This is a genomic window from Micromonospora echinofusca (assembly GCF_900091445.1).
GTDB classification, from domain to species: domain Bacteria; phylum Actinomycetota; class Actinomycetes; order Mycobacteriales; family Micromonosporaceae; genus Micromonospora; species Micromonospora echinofusca.
Window position 1 is genome coordinate 846860 of sequence record NZ_LT607733.1, and the last position, 17450, is coordinate 864309.

Sequence of the window (17450 nt, forward strand, 5' to 3'; positions counted from 1 at the left end):
CGGCCCAGCCGACGACCGCTCGTTCGGGCGACCCCCGATCGGAGCGCTTTGACGGGCACGCAGGGCCGCCCACGTCAGCGGACCGGCGGCTGCGCCGACGCGCTTGCGACCCGCGCGCTGGTCGGGCATCCGGGGCTGGCTACCGTCGGCCACGTGGCGGTGGCGGTGATCGAGGCGTACGACCGGCTGGCCCGGCGGGTGCTCGCCGGGCCGGCGCGGTTGGGACGGACCCGGCTGGTGGCGGTGGACGGGCCGAGCGGCGCGGGCAAGAGCGCGTTCGCGGCGCGGCTCGCGGACGCCCTCGCCGCCCTGCCCGGCGGTGGTCCGGTGCCGGTGGTGCACACCGACGACCTGCTGGACGGCTGGGACGACCAGCTCACCTTCTGGCCCCGGCTGGAGGAGTGGGTGCTCGGGCCGCTGCGCGCCGGGCGGCCGGGGGCGTACCGCCGGTACAGCTGGGTGCGCCGGAGTTTCCTGCCGCGCCCGGTGCCGGTCCCGGTCGCGCCGGTGCTCCTCGTCGAGGGCGTGAGCGCGGCGCGGGCAGCGGTCGCCGCGGACCTCACCCTGGCCGTCTTCGTCACCGCCCCGGCGCCGCTGCGGCTGGCCCGGGCGCTGGAGCGCGACGGCCGGGCGATCCTGCCGGAGCTGCGCCGCTGGCACCTCGGGGAGCGGGCGCACTTCGCCGTTGACGGCACCGAGGCGCGCGCGGACCTGCTGGTCGACGGCGCCCCGGGCCTGCCGCACGACGCCGCCCGCTACTACGTCCGCCGCCGCTGAGGCCCTCTCCGGAGGTGAGCGGTCGCGGCGGGCTCGGGCGGTGCGGTCGGTAAGGCCGGCATACGATGCCGGTCATGACCACACCGATCATGTCCGAGTCCGAGGTCCGGGCCGCCGTCGAGCGGGAGATGCCCGGCGTCCGCGCCGACCTGGAACGTCTCGTCCGCATCCCCGGCATCGCGTTCGAGGGCTTCGACCACTCGCACGTGGAGCGCTCCGCCGAGGCGGTGGCCGAACTGCTGCGTGGCTGCGGTCTCGACGTCGAGATCGTGCGCTCCGGTGGCCAGCCGGCGGTCATCGGCAAGAAGGCGGCTCCGCCCGGGGCGCCGACGGTGCTGCTCTACGCCCACCACGACGTGCAGCCGGTCGGCGACCTGACGTTGTGGGAGTCGGACCCGTTCGAGCCGGTGGAGCGCGAGGGGCGGCTCTACGGTCGGGGCGCCGCCGACGACAAGGCCGGCATCATGGCGCACGTGGCGGCGCTGCGCGCGTACGGTGACGCGCTGCCGGTCGGCGTGGTGCTCTTCATCGAGGGCGAGGAGGAGTACGGCTCCGACTCGCTGGAGCGGCTGCTCGCCGAGCACCGCGACGAGATCGCCTCGGACGTGATCGTCATCGCCGACTCCGCGAACTGGGACATCGGCGTACCGGCGCTGACCACCTCCCTGCGCGGCATCGTCAACTGCTTCGTGGAGGTGCGCACCCTCGACCACGCCGTGCACAGCGGCATGTACGGCGGCGCCGTGCCGGACGCGTTGACCGCCCTGGCGCGGCTGTTGGCGACCCTGCACACCGACGCCGGCGACGTGGCGGTCGACGGGCTGGCCGCCCGGGAGGGCGCGAGCGTCGACTACCCCGAGGACCGGTTCCGCGTCGAGGCCGGGCTGGCCGAGGGCGTGAGCCTCATCGGCACCGGGCGGATCACCGACCGGCTCTGGACCAAGCCCGCGCTGGCGGTGCTCGGCATCGACGCCCCGGCCACCGGGGAGGCGCCGAACGCGCTGGTGCCGACCGCCAAGGCCAAGCTGAGCGTACGGCTGGCGCCGGGAGACGACCCGAAGCGGGCGTACGCGGCCCTGCGCGCGCACCTGGAGAAGCACGCCCCCTGGGGTGCCCAGGTGACGCTCACCTTCGAACACGACGGCGACCCGTGCGTCATCGACGCGTCCGGCCCGATGTTCGACGCGGCCCGCTCGGCGTTCCGGACCGCGTGGGACGGCATCGACCCGGTGGACCTCGGCATCGGCGGCTCGATCCCGTTCATCGCCACCTTCCAGGAGATGTTCCCCCGCGCGGCGATCCTGGTGACCGGCGTGGAGGACCCGCACGCCCGGGCGCACGGTCCGAACGAGAGCCTGCACCTCGGGGAGTTCGCCCGGGTCTGCCTGGCCGAGGCCCTGCTGCTCAGGAACGTGGCCGAGGCGGGCGTCGACGGGCGGTAGGTGTCGGAACCGTAACTTCCGGGTCGATGTGGGAGTTTGCGGTGTGTCGCCCGTGGGGTTGTTATAGCCTCTCGAACATGCGTACGAACGAGGTGATGGGCCGGCTCGAGGCCGCCGTCAGCGCACTGGGGGACGTCGACGTCTCCGCGTGGCCCGAGGACACGCTCAAGGAACAGCTCGATGACCTGTCGGCGGCGCTGGTCGCGCTCGACACGGTGCTCTCCCGGGTCGCCGAGGAGATCCGCGCCCGCGGCCTGCGCATCGAGGAGCCCGTCTCGGCCTGACCCGCCCGCTGCGTGACGGGCCGAAGTTCTCGGCGCGTCGCTGGCGGCGGGGCGGGCCGGTGGGATACCCGGGCACGGCAATGCCGGGGTCGTGTCGGGGGTGGCTGGCAGGATGGAGCCCGTGCGGTTCCTCGACCTGGCAGCCACCTCCGCCGCCGTCGGCGCCACCCGGGCCCGGAGGGCCAAGGTGGAGCTGCTCGCTGCCGCGCTGCGGGCGCTCGACCCGCCCGAGGTGCCGGCGGGCGCCGGCTGGCTGGCTGGTGAGCTGCGCCAGCGGCAGACCGGGGTGGGCTGGGCGAGCCTGCGTGACCTGCCGCCGCCGGCCGCCGAGTCGACCCTGACCGTGGCCGCCGTCGACGCGGCCATCGACGAGATCGCGTCCGTGCACGGGCCGGGCTCGCAGGCCCGCCGCCGGGAGCTGCTCGGCGCGCTCTTCGCCGCCGCCACCGCCGAGGAACAGCGGCTGCTCACCGGGCTGTTCAGCGGCGAGCTGCGCCAGGGCGCGCAGGCGGGGCTGCTCGCCGACGCGGTGGCCCGGGCCGCCGAGGTGCCGGTCGCCGCCGTACGCCGGGCGTTGCTGCTCGCCGGCGACCTGCGCGCGGTCGCGGTCGCCGCGCTCGACGGGGGCGCGGCGGCGCTGGCCGCCTTCGGCCTCCAGGTCGGCCGTCCGCTCGCGCCGATGCTGGCGCAGAGCGCGCCCTCGGTCGACGAGGCGCTCACGGCCACCGGCACCCCCGCCGTGGTCGACGTCAAGCTCGACGGCATCCGGATCCAGGTCCACCGCTCGGGCGACGACATCGCCGTGTTCACCCGCAGCCTGGACGACATCACCGCCCGCGTGCCGGAGGTGGTCGCCGCCGTGCGGGCGCTGCCCGCCCGCGAGCTGGTGCTCGACGGGGAGGCGATCGGGCTCGACCAGACGGGCCGGCCGCTGCCCTTCCAGCAGACGTCGAGCCGGGCGGCGCGGCGCACCACGTCGGGCGGCACCGGCCGCGCCCCGGTCGCCCCGGCGGTGCGCGCGGCCGCCGAGACCACCGGCGAGACGGTGCTGACGCCGTACTTCTTCGACCTGCTGCACCTCGACGGCGACGACCTCGTCGACCGGCCCGGCCGGGACCGCTGGGCCGCGCTCGACGCCGCCGTCGACGCCTCGCTGCTGGTGGGCCGGGTGGAGGTCGACGGCCCCGGGCCGGCCGGCGAGGCGTTCGCCGCCGCCGTCGACGCCGGCCAGGAGGGGGTCGTCGTGAAGGCGCCCGACGCCCCCTACGACGCGGGCCGGCGCGGCGCGGCCTGGGTGAAGGTGAAGCCCCGGCACACCCTCGACCTGGTGGTGCTGGCGGTGGAGTGGGGCAGCGGGCGGCGTCAGGGCTGGCTGTCCAACCTGCATCTCGGCGCCCGCGACCCGCGCACCGGCGACTTCGTCATGCTCGGCAAGACGTTCAAGGGCCTCACCGACGAGCTGCTGCGCTGGCAGACCGAGCGCTTCCTCGGCCTCGCCGTCGAGCGCGGCGACTGGGTGGTGCGGGTCCGCCCCGAGCAGGTGGTCGAGATCGCCTTCGACGGGGTGCAGACCAGCACCCGCTACCCGGGCGGGATGGCGCTGCGCTTCGCCCGGGTGCTGCGCTACCGCGACGACAAGACGGCGGCGGAGGCCGACACCATCGACGCCGTACGCGCCATCCACGCCGGCCGCGTCACCGGCTGAGCCGGCGGGCCGCCCGACACCGGAGCCGGGTGGTGCGGTGCGTACCCGTGGGGAGCCTGCCGTGTCCCGTGGGACCGGTCAGGCGGCGCCCTGCGGCGCGGGCTCGGCGGCCCGGTCGACGGGCCGCTTCGGCTCCACGCCCGCCAGCCGGCGGGCCTCCCGGCGGGCCACCCAGCCGTAGCCGAAGAGGGTCATCACGGCGAAGATCCACCACTGCACGACGTAGCCGAAGTTCTGCCAGTTGTTGGTGTATCCGACCGGCACGTCCTTGAAGACCGGGTCGGCCGCCGGGGACTGCTCGTCGAGCAGCAGGTACGCCCCGTGCACCGGGTAGGGCAGTTCGCGGGCGAGTCGGGGCACGCCGACGCGCCGGGTCTCCAGCTTGCCGTCGCGCCGGGTGACGGCGACCGAACCGCTCTCGCTCAGGTGCACCCGCCCCGTCACGGTCACCTCGCCGGGCGGCAGGGCCGGCACGTCCGGCTGGACGGTCGCGTCGCCGCCCCGGGCCGGCGGGATCCAGCCCCGGTCCACCAGCACGGCGGTGCCGTCGGCCAGCACCAGCGGCGTGACCACCTCGAAGCCGACGGTGCGGTCCACCGAGCGACCCCGGACCAGGACCACGTTCGCCGGGTCGTAGCGGCCGGTCACGGTGACCTTGGTCCACGCCTTCTCCGCGGCGGGGGCGGGGCCGGCCGTGCCGCTGCCGCCGGTCGGGGCGGGCAGCACGTCGCGCAGCGGCACCGGGTCCATCCGCAGGCCGGCGTCGATCCGTTCGTTGATCTCCGTACGGCTTTGGTAGCGGTCCAGCTGCCAGTTGCCGAGCAGCACCATCACGGCGGCGGCGACCAGGGTCAGCACGAGAATGCCCAGCCAGCGAGGCGTCAGCAGGAACCGGTACACGCACACGAGGCTACCCCTGTGACCGGAGGCACTCGCCGCGACAGCCCCCTCCGGGCCCAACCTCGGCGCCCGCCCCCGCCCGAACGCCACGGACGGTCCGCCCGGCGGCGGCGCGACACCGCCGGCACGCCCGTTCGGCGGCGGCCACCCGACGGTCGGTTGGGCTATCGTCACGCGGGCGGACCGCGCCGTCGGCCCGTCGCAGGTCCCCCGCCGCCCCGCAGGGAGTCGATGATGACCGTCGTGCCGCGCCTGGTGCTCAGCGCACCGTCCTCCGGCCACGGCAAGAACGCGCTGGCGATCGGGCTGCTCGCCGCCTTCGCCGACCGGGGCGTCGACGTCGCCGGATTCAAGGTCGGCCCCGACCGCGTCGACGCCGCTTACCTCGGGCTGGCCGCCGGTCGCCCCGGGCGGACCCTCGACCCCCGGCTGGTCGGCGCCGACCGGGTCGTCCCGCTCGTCGGCCACGGCGCGGCCGGCGCCGGGCTCGCCGTGGTGCAGGGCAGCATGGGCCTGTACGACAGTCTCGCCGGCAGCCCGGAGCGCGAGTCGACCGCCGCCGTGGCCGTCGCGCTGCGCAGCCCGGTCGTGCTGGTGGTCGACGTCGCCGCCACGGGGCAGTCGGTGGCCGCCCTGGTGCACGGCTTCCGGTCGTACGACGAGCAGCTCTGGTTGGGCGGGGTGATCCTCAACCGGGTGGCCTCCTCCCGGCACGAGGAGCTGCTGCGCGAGGCGCTCGACGACATCGGCGTACCGGTCTACGGCGCGCTGCGCCGCCAGGACCTGCCGTCCGTGCTGCCCGCCCGCCGCTACGGGGCGGTGCCCGCGCTCGCCCGCACCGACGATGCCACCCGGGCGGTCCGCCGGCTCGGCGAGGCGGTCGCCGCCACCGTCGAGCTGGACCGGCTGCTGGGCCTGGCCCGCTCCGCCCCGCCGCTGCCCGCGCCACCCTGGACGCCGGAGGCCGGGCGCGAGGGTGCCGCGCCGGCGCCGTCCGGGCCGCGCCCCGTCGTCGCGGTCGCCGGGACGCCGGGCGGCAGCTACAGCCATCCCGAGACCGTCGAGCTGCTGCGGGCGGCCGGCGCCGAGGTGGTGACGGTCGACCCGCTGCACGACGAGGCGCTGCCCGCCGGCACCGGCGCGCTGGTCGTCGGCGGCGGGCTGCCCGAGTCGTACGCGGGGCAGCTCTCCGCCAACCGTCGGCTCTGCATCGCGGTCGCCGAGCTGGCCCGCACCGGGCGGCCCGTCGTCGCCGAGGGGGCCGGCCTGCTCTGGCTGGCCCGGGAACTGGACGGGCTGCCCATGTGCGGCGTGCTCGCCGCGGTGGGCACCCGCCGTGACGGCCTGGTGCTGGGCTACCGGGAGGCGACCGCGCTGACGGACAGCCTCGTGGGCCCGGCGGGCACGGTGGTGACCGGGCACAAGGAGCACAGCGGGGTGCTCACCCCGCGTGCCGGGGCACGGCCGGCGTGGAGCTGGGACGGCGGGGCGCCCGAGGGCTTCGTCTGGCGGGGCGTGCACGCCTCGCAGCTCACCCTGCACTGGGCGGCGCACCCGCGGCTGGCGGCGCGGCTCGTGGACGCGGCGGCGGCCGAGCCCGTGGCCGCCCGGCCCGGCGGGGTGCCCGCGTGATCGGTCAGGTGGCCGTGCGGCGCTTCCCGGCGCTGACGGTCTCCACGCCCCGCACCGAGGTACGCGCGCTGACCGCCGCCGACGCGGCGGCGGCCGACGAGGTCTTCGGCGACCGGCAGACCCAGCGGTGGCTGCCGCTGGCCGACACCTCCGGCCAGATCGACGGGCTGGCCTGGTGCACCGACCTGGCCCGGCAACGACGCGACAGCGGCGACGGCGACCACTACGCGGTGGTACGCCGGGAGGACGACCGGGTGGTGGGCTGCCTGTGGACGCGGCGCACCGACTGGGGCGCCCGGTGCACGGAGGTCTCCTACGCGATGGCGGCACACGCCCGGGGCTTCGGCCTCGCGGTCGAGGCGGTCGACGCGCTCGCCATCGCGCTGATCCTCGAACACGGCTTCCAGCGCGTCGAGCTGCGGGTCGCCCCCGGCAACCTGGCCTCCCGCCGGGTCGCCGAGAAGGGCGGCTTCAGCTACGAGGGCCTGCTCCGCAACGCCGGCTTCGTCCGGGGCGGCCGGGTCGACCTGGAGGTCTGGTCCCTCGTCTCCGCCGACCTCCGCTGACGCCCCCCGGCCCGCCCGACCGTGGTCGGCGCGGCTCAGCGGACCATGCGGTCCGAGGGTGGGGTGAACTGGCGGGTGGGCTGGCCCTTGAGGCCGTCGCGGAGGGTCTGCGCCACCGCCTTGATCGGGATCTGCGACTGGCCGTCGCCGACCGCGTTGAACGGGTTGTCCGGGTCGGAGATGAAGCTGGCCGCCGCGAGTTCCGGGGTGTAGCCGACGAACCAGGCGGACCGGGTGCTGTCGGTGGTGCCCGTCTTGCCCGCCACCGGGCGCCCGACGGTGCCCCGCACGCTGTCCGCGGTCGACCAGCCGCCGCAGCTTCCCCGGGCCGGGGTGTCGCCGGTCGGGCAGCGCGCGGCGTCGGTGGCGGCGCGGGCCGCGTCGGCGTTCACCACCTGCCGGCAGCGCGGCTTGGCGACCTCGCGTTCGATCCCGGAGGTCGTCTTCCAGGTGGTCGGCGTGCCGTCGCGGTTGTAGATCGCCTGCACCGGGATCGCCTCGCAGTAGCGGCCGTCGGCGGCGATGGCGGCGTACGCGTTGGCCATCTCCAGGGGCGTGGCGTCGGAGACGCCCAGGGTGAACGCACCCCACTTCTTCACCTTCGCCGGGGACGCCTGCTCCCGGTCGACGTCGGTGCGCCAGCGCAGCCCGAGCTGCTCGGCGAGGTGGACCGCCTTGTCCGCGCCGACCTGCTCCTCCAGCCACACGAAGTACGTGTTCACCGACTTGCCGAAGCCGGACCACATGGTCTGGTTGCCGCTCATCGCGCCGCTGGCGTTGGAGGGCGCCCAGCCGTCGTAGACCTCGGAGCGGTAGCGGTGCGGGGCGTTGAACGAGGTGGACAGCGGCATGCCCGCGTTCAGCGCGGCCAGCATCGGGAACATCTTGAACGTCGAGCCGGCCTGGTAGCCCGGCAGGTCTCCGCCGCCGAGCAGGGGCGCCACGGTGTTCGGGTAGTTCGCCTTGACGTTCGGCCCGGCCTCGGGGTTGGAGCTCTGCCCGTTCTCGCTCAGGTCCAGCGAGTACGTCCGGTTCACCGCCATCGCCTTGACCCGCCCGGTGCCGGGCTCGGAGACCACGATGCCGTTGGCGAAGGGGCTGCCGGTGTTCTCCTTGGTGCCGACGTTCTTCTCCGCCGCCTCCTGGATCTTGGGATCCATGCTGAGCACGATCCGGTAGCCGCCCCGGCGCAGCTTGTCCATCCGTTCCAGCCGGTTCTCGCCGAACGCGGGCTGCGCGCTCCACCAGTTCTTCAGGTAGTCGCAGGCGAAGCCCCAGCTGTTCCACTTGTCGGGCACGGCGGCGCAGTCGTTCGGCGGGTACGTCAGCTTGAGCCGGATCGGCTCGGACTTCGCCTGCGTGACGGCGTCCGGCGAGAGGTAGCCGAGCTGGGCCATCCGGTCGAGCACGTAGTTGCGCCGGCCGGTGGCATCCTTCTGGTCGGAGCTGGCCGGGTCGTACTCGGAAGGGGACTTGACCAGGCCGGCGAGGGTGGCCGCCTCGACGGGGCTGAGGTCCTTGGGGGCCTTGGAGAAGAAGATCTCGCTGGCCGCGTAGATGCCGTACGCGCGGTGCCCGAAGTACGCGGAGTTGAGGTAGCGCTCCAGGATCTGGTCCTTGCTCAGCTCCTTCTCCAGGTCCATCGCCATCCGCATCTCGCGGACCTTGCGCAGGCTGGTCTGCTGGGTGGCCTCCTGCACCTCCTTCGGCGTCTTCGCGCTGTCCCGCAGCGCCATCCGCACGTACTGCATCGTGAGTGTGGAGGCGCCCTGGGAGACACCGCTGGAGCGGGCGTTCGCCACGAAGGCGCGGGCGACGCCCTTCGGGTCGACGCCCCGGTGCTGGTAGAAGCGGTTGTCCTCGGCGGCGACGATCGCCTGCTGCATGTTCGGCGAGATGTCGGCCAGCTTCGTGTACTGCCGGTACTCCTCGTAGAACATCGTCAGCACCGTCTTGCCGTCCGGCGCGTAGACGTACGACGTCTCGGCCGGCAGCGCGGTGGTGAGGATCTTGGTCTTGTGTTCCATGGCGTGCGCCGTGACCTTGGCGCCGAGGCCGGTGGCGGCGGCCACCGGGTACGCCACGGCGGCGACCACGATGCCGGCGATCAGTCCGGCGCGGAGGAGGGGAACGAGACGACCAGCGGCAGCAAGGGGTCGGTTGCTCACACGCCCAAGTTATGACATTTCCGATTCGTACCTGAGAAATATTCATGAACGCCCGTGTGGTGATGCGGCCCACGCCGGGATGCGCTGTCCCGCGCGCCACCTTCCCGGCAGGATCGCGGACATGCGTGGTCAGCCGACCGATACCCTCCCCGGAAGCGGATCCGAAGCCGGGGCCGGAGCCGGGCCCGGGCCCGGAGCCGAAGCCGGGCCCGGAGCCGAAGCCATCCGTCCCGAGGCCGGGCCCGACCTCGCCCATCACGGGGACGCCGAGGTGGGGCCGGGGCTGGTCGACCTCGCCGTCAACGTGCGGCGCGACGCGATGCCGGACTGGCTGGCCGACCCGATCACCGCCGCGCTCGGCGACCTCGCCGCGTACCCCGACCCGGGGCCGGCCCGCGCGGCCGTCGCGGCCCGGCACGGCCGCCCGCCCGCCGAGGTGCTGCTCACCGCCGGCGCCGCCGAGGGCTTCGTGCTGCTCGCCCGGGCGCTGACCGGCGTGCGCCGGCCGGTGGTGGTGCATCCGCAGTTCACCGAGCCCGAGGCCGCGCTGCGCGCCGCCGGGCACCGGGTGGAGCGGGTGCTGCTCGACGCGGACGACGACTTCCGGCTCGACCCGGCCCGGGTGCCCGCCGACGCCGACCTCGTGATGATCGGCAACCCGACCAATCCCACGTCGGTGCTGCACCCGGCCGCCGACCTGGCCGCCCTGGCCCGGCCCGGCCGGGTGCTGGTCGTCGACGAGGCGTTCGCCGACACCACCGTCGCCCCCGGCGTGAGCGGGGAACCGGAGTCGCTGGCCGCGCGGCGGGACCTGCCCGGCCTGCTGGTGGTCCGCAGCCTCACCAAGACCTGGGGACTGGCCGGCCTGCGGATCGGCTACCTGCTCGGCGAGGCCGCGCTGCTGGAGCGGTTGGCCGCCGCCCAGCCGCTCTGGGCCGTCTCCACCCCGGCCCTGGCGGCCGCGTCGGCCTGCGCCACGCCCGTCGCGGTCGAGGCCGAGCGCGCCATCGCCGTCCGGCTCGCCGCCGACCGCGACCACCTGGTCGCCCGCCTGTCGGCCCTGCCCGGCGTACGCGTCGCCGGCCGACCCGCCAGCGCGTTCGTGCTGGTGCACGTGCCCGGGGCCGCCGACGTGCGGCTCGCCCTGCGGCGGCGCGGCTGGGCGGTGCGCCGGGGCGACACCTTCCCCGGTCTCGGCCCGGACTGGCTGCGCGTCGCCGTACGCGACCGGGCCACCACCGACGCGTTCACCGAGGTACTGGCAGAGATCCTGGAGGCGTGATGCTGGAGACCACGATCGCGGCGATCCGGCCGCCCGACGAGCCGGCCATGGCCGCCGCCCGGGAGTTGCAGGGGCGGCTGACGAAGCCCGCCGGCTCCCTCGGCGCCCTGGAGGAGCTCTCCGTACGCCTGGCCGGCCTGGCGGGGCACTGCCCGCCGCCGCTGCCCGAGCCGGCCGCCGTCGCGATCTTCGCCGGTGACCACGGCGTGCACGCCCAGGGGGTGACGCCCTGGCCGCAGGAGGTCACCGCCCAGATGATCGGCAACTTCCTCGCCGGCGGCGCGGTGGTCAACGCGTTCGCCCGGCAGGCCGGCGCCTCGGTCACCGTGGTCGACGTCGGCGTGGCCACCGCGCTGCCGGTCGCCGCGCCGGGCGGGCACGCCGGAGACCGGCCGGCCCGCGACGAGCCCCGGCTGGTCGCGGCGAACGTCCGCGCCGGCACCCGGGACCTGGCGGTGACCGCCGCGCTGACCCGCGACGAGGCCCGCGCGGCCGCCGAGACCGGCATCCGGGTGGCCGGCGAGCTGATCGACGCCGGCGCGGGCATCCTGCTCACCGGCGACATGGGCATCGGCAACACCACGCCCGCCGCCGCCCTGATCGCCGCGTTCGCCGGCATCGACCCGGCGGAGACGACCGGCCGGGGCACCGGGGTCGACGACCCGACGTACGCCCGCAAGGTGGCCGTCGTGCGGGCCGCGCTGCGCCGGCACGCCCCCGACCCGGCCGACCCGCTGGGCGTGCTGGCCGCCGTCGGCGGCCTGGAGCACGCCGCGCTGGCCGGGCTGATCCTGGGCGCCGCCGCCCGCCGCACGCCGGTGCTGCTGGACGGGGTGATCGCGGTCTCCGCGGCGCTCGCCGCGGCGGCGTTCGCCCCGCACGCCGTGGCCGCCATGGTGGCCGGGCACCGCTCCGCCGAGCCGGGCGCCACGGTCGCGCTGCGCCGGCTGGGCCTGGAGCCGCTGATCGACCTCGGGCTGCGCCTGGGTGAGGGCACCGGCGCGCTGCTCGCGCTGCCGGTGGTCACCGGCGCGGTCCGGGTGCTGCACGAGGTCGCCACCTTCGACTCGGCGGGGGTGGCCGAGAAGTGAGCGGGCGAACCAGCGCACCCGGCGGCGGGAGGGCGGCGTGAGCGGCAACCCGTACCCGCTGGGCCTGCGCCTCGCCGGCCGGCGGGTGGTCGTGGTGGGCGGGGGAGCGGTGGCCACCCGGCGGGTGCCGGCCCTGCTCGACGCCGGCGCGGACGTCCTGCTCGTCGCGCCGGAGCTGACCCCGGCGCTGCGCGCGCACGTCGACGCGGGACGGCTGCACTGGGCGCCGCGCCGGTTCGCCCCCGACGACCTGGACGGCGCGTGGCTGGTGCAGGCCGCGATCGACGACCCGCTCGCCGCCGCGTCGGTCAGCGCCGCCGCCGCCGAGCGCCGCATCTTCTGCGTACGCGCCGACGACCGTGCCGCCGCCACCGCCTGGACCCCGGCGGTGACCCGGCACGGGCCGGTGACCGTGGCGGTGCTCGGCGGGGGGGACCCGCGCCGGGCGATGGCCGTCCGCGACGCCGTGCGCGCCCTGCTGGAGGTGCGCGAGGGCACCCTGTCGGCGCCCACGGCGTTGGAGGGGACGACGTCGGGCACCCGGCCCGGGCGGGTGGCGCTCGTCGGCGCCGGCCCCGGGGACCCGGAGCTGATCACCGTCCGGGGCTGGCGGCTGCTCACCGAGGCCGACGTGGTGGTCGCCGACCGGCTCGTCCCCGGCCTGCTCCTCGACGAGCTGCGCGCCGACGTCGAACTGGTCGACGCCTCCAAGATCCCCTACGGCCCGTCCCGCGCCCAGGAGGAGATCAACCGGATCCTGGTGGACCGGGCCCTCGCCGGCCGGTCCGTGGTGCGGCTCAAGGGCGGCGACCCGTACGTCTTCGGCCGTGGCGGCGAGGAGCTGCTGGCCTGCGCGTCGGCCGGCGTGCCGGTGACCGTGGTCCCCGGCGTGACCAGCTCGATCGCCGCCCCGGCGGCGGCGGGCATCCCGGTGACCCACCGGGGGGTGGCCCACGAGTTCACCGTGGTCTCCGGGCACGTCGCGCCCGACTCGCCGGCCTCCCTGGTCCGCTGGGACGCGCTGGCCGGACTGCGCGGCACGCTGGTCGTCCTGATGGGGCTGAAGAACCTCGCGGCGATCACCGCGACGCTCGTCGCGCACGGCCGGCCGGCGCGGACGCCGGCCGCCGTGGTGCAGGAGGCGACCACCGGGGCCCAGCGGGTACTGCGCTCCACGCTCGGCGCGGTGGCCGCCGACGTGGTCGCCGCGGGGCTGCGCCCGCCCGCGGTGGTGGTGCTGGGAGACGTGGTCGACGCCCTCGGCGGGGCTGGTGCTGCGGGACTTCCGGGGAGCCCGCTCGCTCCGGGCGGTCAGGCTGACCCCGTGGAATGAGCGACGACGGCCGGAGAGAGGTGTCTCTCCGGCCGCCGTCGTCGCTGGTCAGGTCACTGCTTGAGCATGTTGTCCAGCAGCAGCGCGCAGCGGATCAGGCCGAGGTGGCTGTACGCCTGCGGGTGGTTGCCCAGCCCGCGCTCGGCCAGCGGGTCGTACTGCTCGGGCAGCAGGCCCGTCGGGCCGGCGGTGTCCACCATCTGCGAGAACAGCTCCTCGGCGTCGGTACGCCGCCCGGTGCGCAGGTACGCCTCGATGAGCCACGCCGTGCAGATGTGGAAGCCGCCCTCGCGCCCGGGCAGGCCGTCGTCCCAGTGGTAGCGGTAGACGACCGGGCCGCTGCGCAGGTCCGCCTCGATCCGCAGGACGGTGGAGAGGAAGCGCGGGTCGTCGCCGGGGAGCAGACCCGACAGCCCGATCCACAGCGACGAGGCGTCCATGTCCTCGTCCCCGTACGCCACGCTGTATGCCTCGACGGTCTCGTGCCAGCCGTACTCCAGCACGTTGGCGCCGATGCGGTCGCGCAGCTCCACCCACTCCGGGCGGTCCTCGCCGCCGTGCTGGCGCATGACGTGCAGCGCCCGGTCGACGGTCATCCAGCACATCACCTTCGAGAAGATGTGGTGCCGCGGGGGGAGGCGGGCCTCCCAGATGCCGTGGTCGGGCTCGTGCCAGCGGCGGCGGACCGCCTCGACCATGTTGTCGAGCACCCGCCACTCGTCCTCGCGTACGGAGCCGCGGGCGTCGGCGACGGCCGCGATCAGGTCCGCGATGGGGCCGAACACGTCGAGCTGGAGCTGGTGGTTGGCGAGGTTGCCGACCCGCACCGGCCGGGAGCCGGCGTAGCCGGGCAGGGTGTCGATGACCGCCTCGGCGCCCAGCTCGTAGCCGTCGACCGTGTAGAGCGGGTGCAGCCGCTCCGGGTGCCCGCCGGTGCGCTCGATGCACCCGTCGACCCAGCGCAGCAGCGCCTCGGCCTCCTCGATCGAGCCCAGGTCGACCAGGGACCGCGCGGTCATCGCCGCGTCCCGCAGCCAGCAGTAGCGGTAGTCCCAGTTGCGGACGCCGCCCAGCTCCTCGGGCAGCGACGTGGTCGCGGCGGCCAGGATCGAACCGGTGGCCTCGTGGCAGAGCCCGCGCAGGGTGAGCGCGCTGCGCACCACCAGGTCCCGGGCGGTGCTCGGCAGCCGCAGGGTGGCCACCCAGTCCTTCCACGGTTGCTCGGCCAGGGTCTGCCGCTCGTGCACCGGCAGCCGGTGGTGTTCCAGGCTGTGCGTGCCGAACCGCAGCTCCAGCACGACCTGCCCGCCGGCGGCGGAGAGGTCGACGACCGCCTTGGCCGTCTCGTAGCCGCCGTCGTTGGTGACCTGCCACTCGACCCCGGGGGAGTAGAGCGCGACCGGCTCGTTGGAGCCGAGCACCAGCAGGCCGTCGCCGATCGGCTGCAACTGCACCGCGACCTGGCCGAACTCGGGCCGGGGCGCGAACTCCAGCCGGGCCCGGCCCGAGCCGGTCAGCACCCGGACCAGGGTCGAGTCGCCGCTGACGACGGCCGGGCCGTCGGGCGTGGTCTCCCTGGCCGGCTTGTCGAGCCAGTCGGTGACGGTCAGGCCCGACCACCGGGTCTCGACGGTCATCGTGCCCGAGCGGTAGCGCTGGCCGAGCGGGATGCCGCCGCGCTCCGGGGCGACGCTGAAGTGCCCGGCCGGGCTGCCGCCGACCAGGTCGGCGAAGATCGCCGCCGAGTCCGGCTTGGGGTGGCAGAGCCAGGTGACCTTGGCTTCGGGGGTGAGCAGGGCCACCGTCCGGCCGTTGGCCAGCATCGAGTGCCGCTCGATGGGGACCGCCCGCTCGCCGAAGAGCCAGTGCCGCCGGGTCTCCAGCAGCAGGCCGAGGGCGCGGGCGGCCTCGATCGGCTCGGCGACCCGGTAGCCGGCCTTGGTGTCGCCGGGACCGATCTTGATGCCGACGTCCGGCCCGTGCAGGTTGCCGAACGCGTTCTCGTCGGTGACGTCGTCGCCGATGAAGAGCACCGCGCTGGCGGAGAGCTGGGTGCGCAGCTGGTCGACGGCCGTGCCCTTGTGGGTGGCGACCACCGACAGCTCGATGACCTCCTTGCCCTGGGTGACCGTGACGTCGTCCCAGGTGGCGGGGCCACTGCGGACCGCCTCGATGGCGGCCGCCGCGACCTCCGGGGCCACCCCGCGGGTGTGCACGGCGACGCTCGCCGGCTTGCGCTCCAGCCGGATGCCCGGGTGCGCCGAGGCGATCTCGCGCAGGGCGTCGCGCAGCCGGGTACGGACCGCGATCAGCTCGGGGGAGAGCCGCTCGACGAACCCGATGTCGAACTCGGAGCCGTGGCTGCCGACCAGGTGGACCTCGCTGGGCAGCCGGGAGAGCGCGGCGAGGTCGCGCAGGGCCCGCCCGGAGACCACCGCCACGGTGGTCTGGGGCAGGGCGGCCAGGGCCCGGACGGCCGCCACCGACTCCGGCAGCGGCACGGCCTTGCTCGGGTCCTCCACGATCGGCGCCAGGGTGCCGTCGTAGTCGCAGGCGATCAGAAGCTGGGGCACCCGGGCGATGCGGCCGATGGCGGCGCGCAGCTCCGGGTCCATCGTGCCGGCCGCCGGGGTGATGATCTCGCTGGCGGCGTTCACGCGACCTCCGATTGAGGCACACCGAGCTCGGTGAGGAACGACTTCGCCCAGTGCCCCACGTCGTGGGTGCGTAGGTGGCGTTGCATTGTCCGCATTCTGCGGCGGGCCTCCGGCTTCTCGACATGCACGGCCCTCAGCAGGGCGTCCTTGACCGCGTCTGGGTCGTGCGGGTTACACAGGAACGCCTGACGCAGCTCGGTTGCGGCGCCGGCGAACTCGCTGAGCACGAGTGCACCGCCCTGGTCGGCGCGCGATGCGACGTACTCCTTGGCTACCAGATTCATTCCGTCTCGCAGCGGGGTCACCATCATCACGTCCGCGGCGGCGTACATCGCGGCCAGTTCAGTGCGACTGTACGACTGATGCAGATAATGCACCGCCGGCACGCCGACCCTGCCGAATTCGCCATTAATCCGGCCGACCTCGCGCTCCACCTTCACGCGTAGTGCCTGGTAGTGCTCCACGCGCTCGCGGCTGGGCGTGGCGACCTGCACCATGACCGCGTCGGGAACTGTCAACTTTCCGTCAGCCAGCAGTTCGCGGAAGGCCTTCAGGCGCAACTCGATGCCCTTGGTGTAATCCAGCCGGTCGACGCCCAGGATGATCGTCTTCGGGTTGCCCAGCTCCTCGCGGATCTCCTTCGCCCGGGCCTGGATCGCCGGGTCGGTGGCCAGCCGCTCCATCTCCCTGGTGTCGATGGAGATCGGGAACGCGCCGGCCTTCACCTGGCGGCCGTCGACCTGGATCATCTGCCCCTCGTAGCGCAGCCCGAGCAGGTGCCGGGCCAGCCGGACGAAGTTCTGCGCGGCGAGGCGCTGCTGGAACCCGACCAGGTCGGCGCCGAGCAGGCCGCGCAGGATCTCGGTGCGGAACGGCATCTGCATGAACAGCTCGATGGGCGGGAACGGGATGTGCAGGAAGAAGCCGATCCGCAGGTCGGGCCGCAGCTCGCGGAGCATCGCCGGGACGAGCTGGAGCTGGTAGTCCTGCACCCAGACCGTCGCCCCCTCGGCCGCGACCTCCGCCGCGGCCTCCGCGAAGCGGGCGTTGACCAGGCGGTACGCCTCGCGCCAGCGGCGCTTGTAGGCCGGCGTCTCCACCGCGTCGTGGTAGAGCGGCCAGATCGTCGCGTTGGACTGGCCCTCGTAGTAGCGCTCCAGTTCCTCCGCGCTCAGCGGTACCGGGTGCAGCCGGATGCCCTCCAGGTCGAAGGGCTCGGGGGCGGCGCCGGTGCCGCCGGCCCAGCCGACCCAGGTGCCCTGGTGCTCGGCGAGGACGGGGTGCAGTGCGGTCACCAGCCCTCCGGGGCTGCGACGCCACTGCCGTCCTTCGGGGGTGCTCACCTCGTCGACGGGTAGCCGGTTCGCCACTACGACAAAGGAGCTGCGGACGGTCACGTTCGGCCACCTCCGGGTGCTGACGGGTCAACCGCGAATGAGCGTACTGAGCGTAGCTGCGGCTTCTGGGGCCCCGTGCCGGAGTCACCTACCCTTCCCACGATGGTCCAACCCCTGGCGTGATCTTGTCGATACCCCTGTCCGGAAGCAGGGGTGGCGCGCCGCGCCCGGAGCGTCGGGGGGCGGGGTGATGTGGGCGCGGCGCCGCGTACCTGT

General features: G+C 75.0%; 12 protein-coding genes and 1 pseudogene. 9 read left to right on the plus strand and 4 right to left on the minus strand.

Translation table 11 applies throughout. The features are described 5' to 3' along the window. Positions 1–153: 153 nt before the first annotated feature. The 4 genes and pseudogenes from GA0070610_RS03960 to GA0070610_RS03975 form a co-directional block, all read left to right on the plus strand. Positions 154–877: pseudogene (locus GA0070610_RS03960) on the plus strand (uridine kinase family protein); the annotation flags it as partial. Further along, the gene (locus GA0070610_RS03965; RefSeq protein WP_172896640.1) at positions 867–2219 is read left to right on the plus strand and encodes a dipeptidase; all 1353 of its coding nucleotides are present in this window, start codon (positions 867–869) and stop codon (positions 2217–2219) included. The pseudogene GA0070610_RS03960 and the gene GA0070610_RS03965, both read left to right, overlap by 11 nt. A gap of 77 nt (positions 2220–2296) precedes the next feature. Further along, entirely contained in the window at positions 2297–2503 is a 207-nt protein-coding gene (locus GA0070610_RS03970) for a hypothetical protein (protein ID WP_088998771.1), read from the plus strand. 121 nt (positions 2504–2624) lie between these two features. Further along, entirely contained in the window at positions 2625–4208 is a 1584-nt protein-coding gene (locus GA0070610_RS03975; RefSeq protein ID WP_088998772.1) for an ATP-dependent DNA ligase, read from the plus strand. A 78-nt stretch (positions 4209–4286) separates the two neighbouring features. On the opposite strand, the gene GA0070610_RS03980 is transcribed toward GA0070610_RS03975, so the two are convergent. After that, positions 4287–5114, minus strand: a complete 828-nt coding sequence (locus GA0070610_RS03980) for an SURF1 family cytochrome oxidase biogenesis protein (protein ID WP_172896386.1) — start codon at positions 5112–5114, stop codon at positions 4287–4289. Positions 5115–5342: 228 nt separating this feature from the next. Between GA0070610_RS03980 and GA0070610_RS03985 the strand changes: the two genes are divergently transcribed. Beyond that, positions 5343–6740: a cobyrinate a,c-diamide synthase gene (locus tag GA0070610_RS03985; RefSeq protein WP_088998773.1), complete on the plus strand. Its 1398-nt coding sequence runs from the start codon at positions 5343–5345 to the stop codon at positions 6738–6740. Further along, on the plus strand, positions 6737–7306 hold the full coding sequence (locus tag GA0070610_RS03990; RefSeq protein WP_088998774.1) for a GNAT family N-acetyltransferase: 570 nt from the start codon (positions 6737–6739) through the stop codon (positions 7304–7306). The genes GA0070610_RS03985 and GA0070610_RS03990 overlap by 4 nt, the downstream gene beginning before the upstream one ends. Positions 7307–7341: 35 nt before the next feature. Here the strand turns inward: GA0070610_RS03990 and GA0070610_RS03995 are convergent, their stop codons facing one another. Then, a complete protein-coding gene (locus GA0070610_RS03995) occupies positions 7342–9474 on the minus strand; it encodes a transglycosylase domain-containing protein (protein ID WP_088998775.1) in 2133 nt (710 codons plus the stop codon). 121 nt (positions 9475–9595) lie between these two features. Between GA0070610_RS03995 and cobC the strand changes: the two genes are divergently transcribed. From cobC to cobA, 3 genes are read left to right on the plus strand one after another with little or no spacing between them, the layout of a single operon-like run. After that, on the plus strand, positions 9596–10756 hold the full coding sequence (gene cobC, locus GA0070610_RS04000; RefSeq protein ID WP_088998776.1) for an Rv2231c family pyridoxal phosphate-dependent protein CobC: 1161 nt from the start codon (positions 9596–9598) through the stop codon (positions 10754–10756). After that, the gene (gene cobT, locus GA0070610_RS04005) at positions 10756–11847 is read left to right on the plus strand and encodes a nicotinate-nucleotide--dimethylbenzimidazole phosphoribosyltransferase (protein WP_089003253.1); all 1092 of its coding nucleotides are present in this window, start codon (positions 10756–10758) and stop codon (positions 11845–11847) included. The genes cobC and cobT overlap by 1 nt, the downstream gene beginning before the upstream one ends. Before the next feature lie 37 nt (positions 11848–11884). After that, positions 11885–13180 carry a uroporphyrinogen-III C-methyltransferase gene (gene cobA, locus GA0070610_RS04010; RefSeq protein ID WP_088998777.1) on the plus strand — a complete coding sequence of 432 codons (1296 nt, stop codon included), beginning with the start codon at positions 11885–11887 and terminating at the stop codon, positions 13178–13180. Between the two features lie 53 nt (positions 13181–13233). Here cobA and otsB read toward each other — a convergent pair whose 3' ends face one another. Beyond that, positions 13234–15795: a trehalose-phosphatase gene (gene otsB, locus GA0070610_RS04015; protein WP_392567312.1), complete on the minus strand. Its 2562-nt coding sequence runs from the start codon at positions 15793–15795 to the stop codon at positions 13234–13236. Between the two features lie 38 nt (positions 15796–15833). After that, positions 15834–17234, minus strand: a complete 1401-nt coding sequence (locus tag GA0070610_RS04020) for an alpha,alpha-trehalose-phosphate synthase (UDP-forming) (RefSeq protein ID WP_088998779.1) — start codon at positions 17232–17234, stop codon at positions 15834–15836. Between the last annotated feature and the right edge of the window lie 216 nt (positions 17235–17450).

What these genes read in the sequence shown, in the direction of transcription:
- GA0070610_RS03970 (WP_088998771.1), top strand. Translation starts at nt 2,297, where the DNA reads ATGCGTACGAACGAGGTGATGGGCCGGCTCGAGGCCGCCGTCAGCGCA.
- GA0070610_RS03965 (WP_172896640.1), top strand. Translation starts at nt 867, where the DNA reads ATGTCCGAGTCCGAGGTCCGGGCCGCCGTCGAGCGGGAGATGCCCGGC.
- cobC (WP_088998776.1), top strand. Translation starts at nt 9,596, where the DNA reads ATGCGTGGTCAGCCGACCGATACCCTCCCCGGAAGCGGATCCGAAGCC.
- otsB (WP_392567312.1), bottom strand. Translation starts at nt 15,795, where the DNA reads ATGGACCCGGAGCTGCGCGCCGCCATCGGCCGCATCGCCCGGGTGCCC.
- GA0070610_RS03985 (WP_088998773.1), top strand. Translation starts at nt 5,343, where the DNA reads ATGACCGTCGTGCCGCGCCTGGTGCTCAGCGCACCGTCCTCCGGCCAC.
- cobT (WP_089003253.1), top strand. Translation starts at nt 10,756, where the DNA reads ATGCTGGAGACCACGATCGCGGCGATCCGGCCGCCCGACGAGCCGGCC.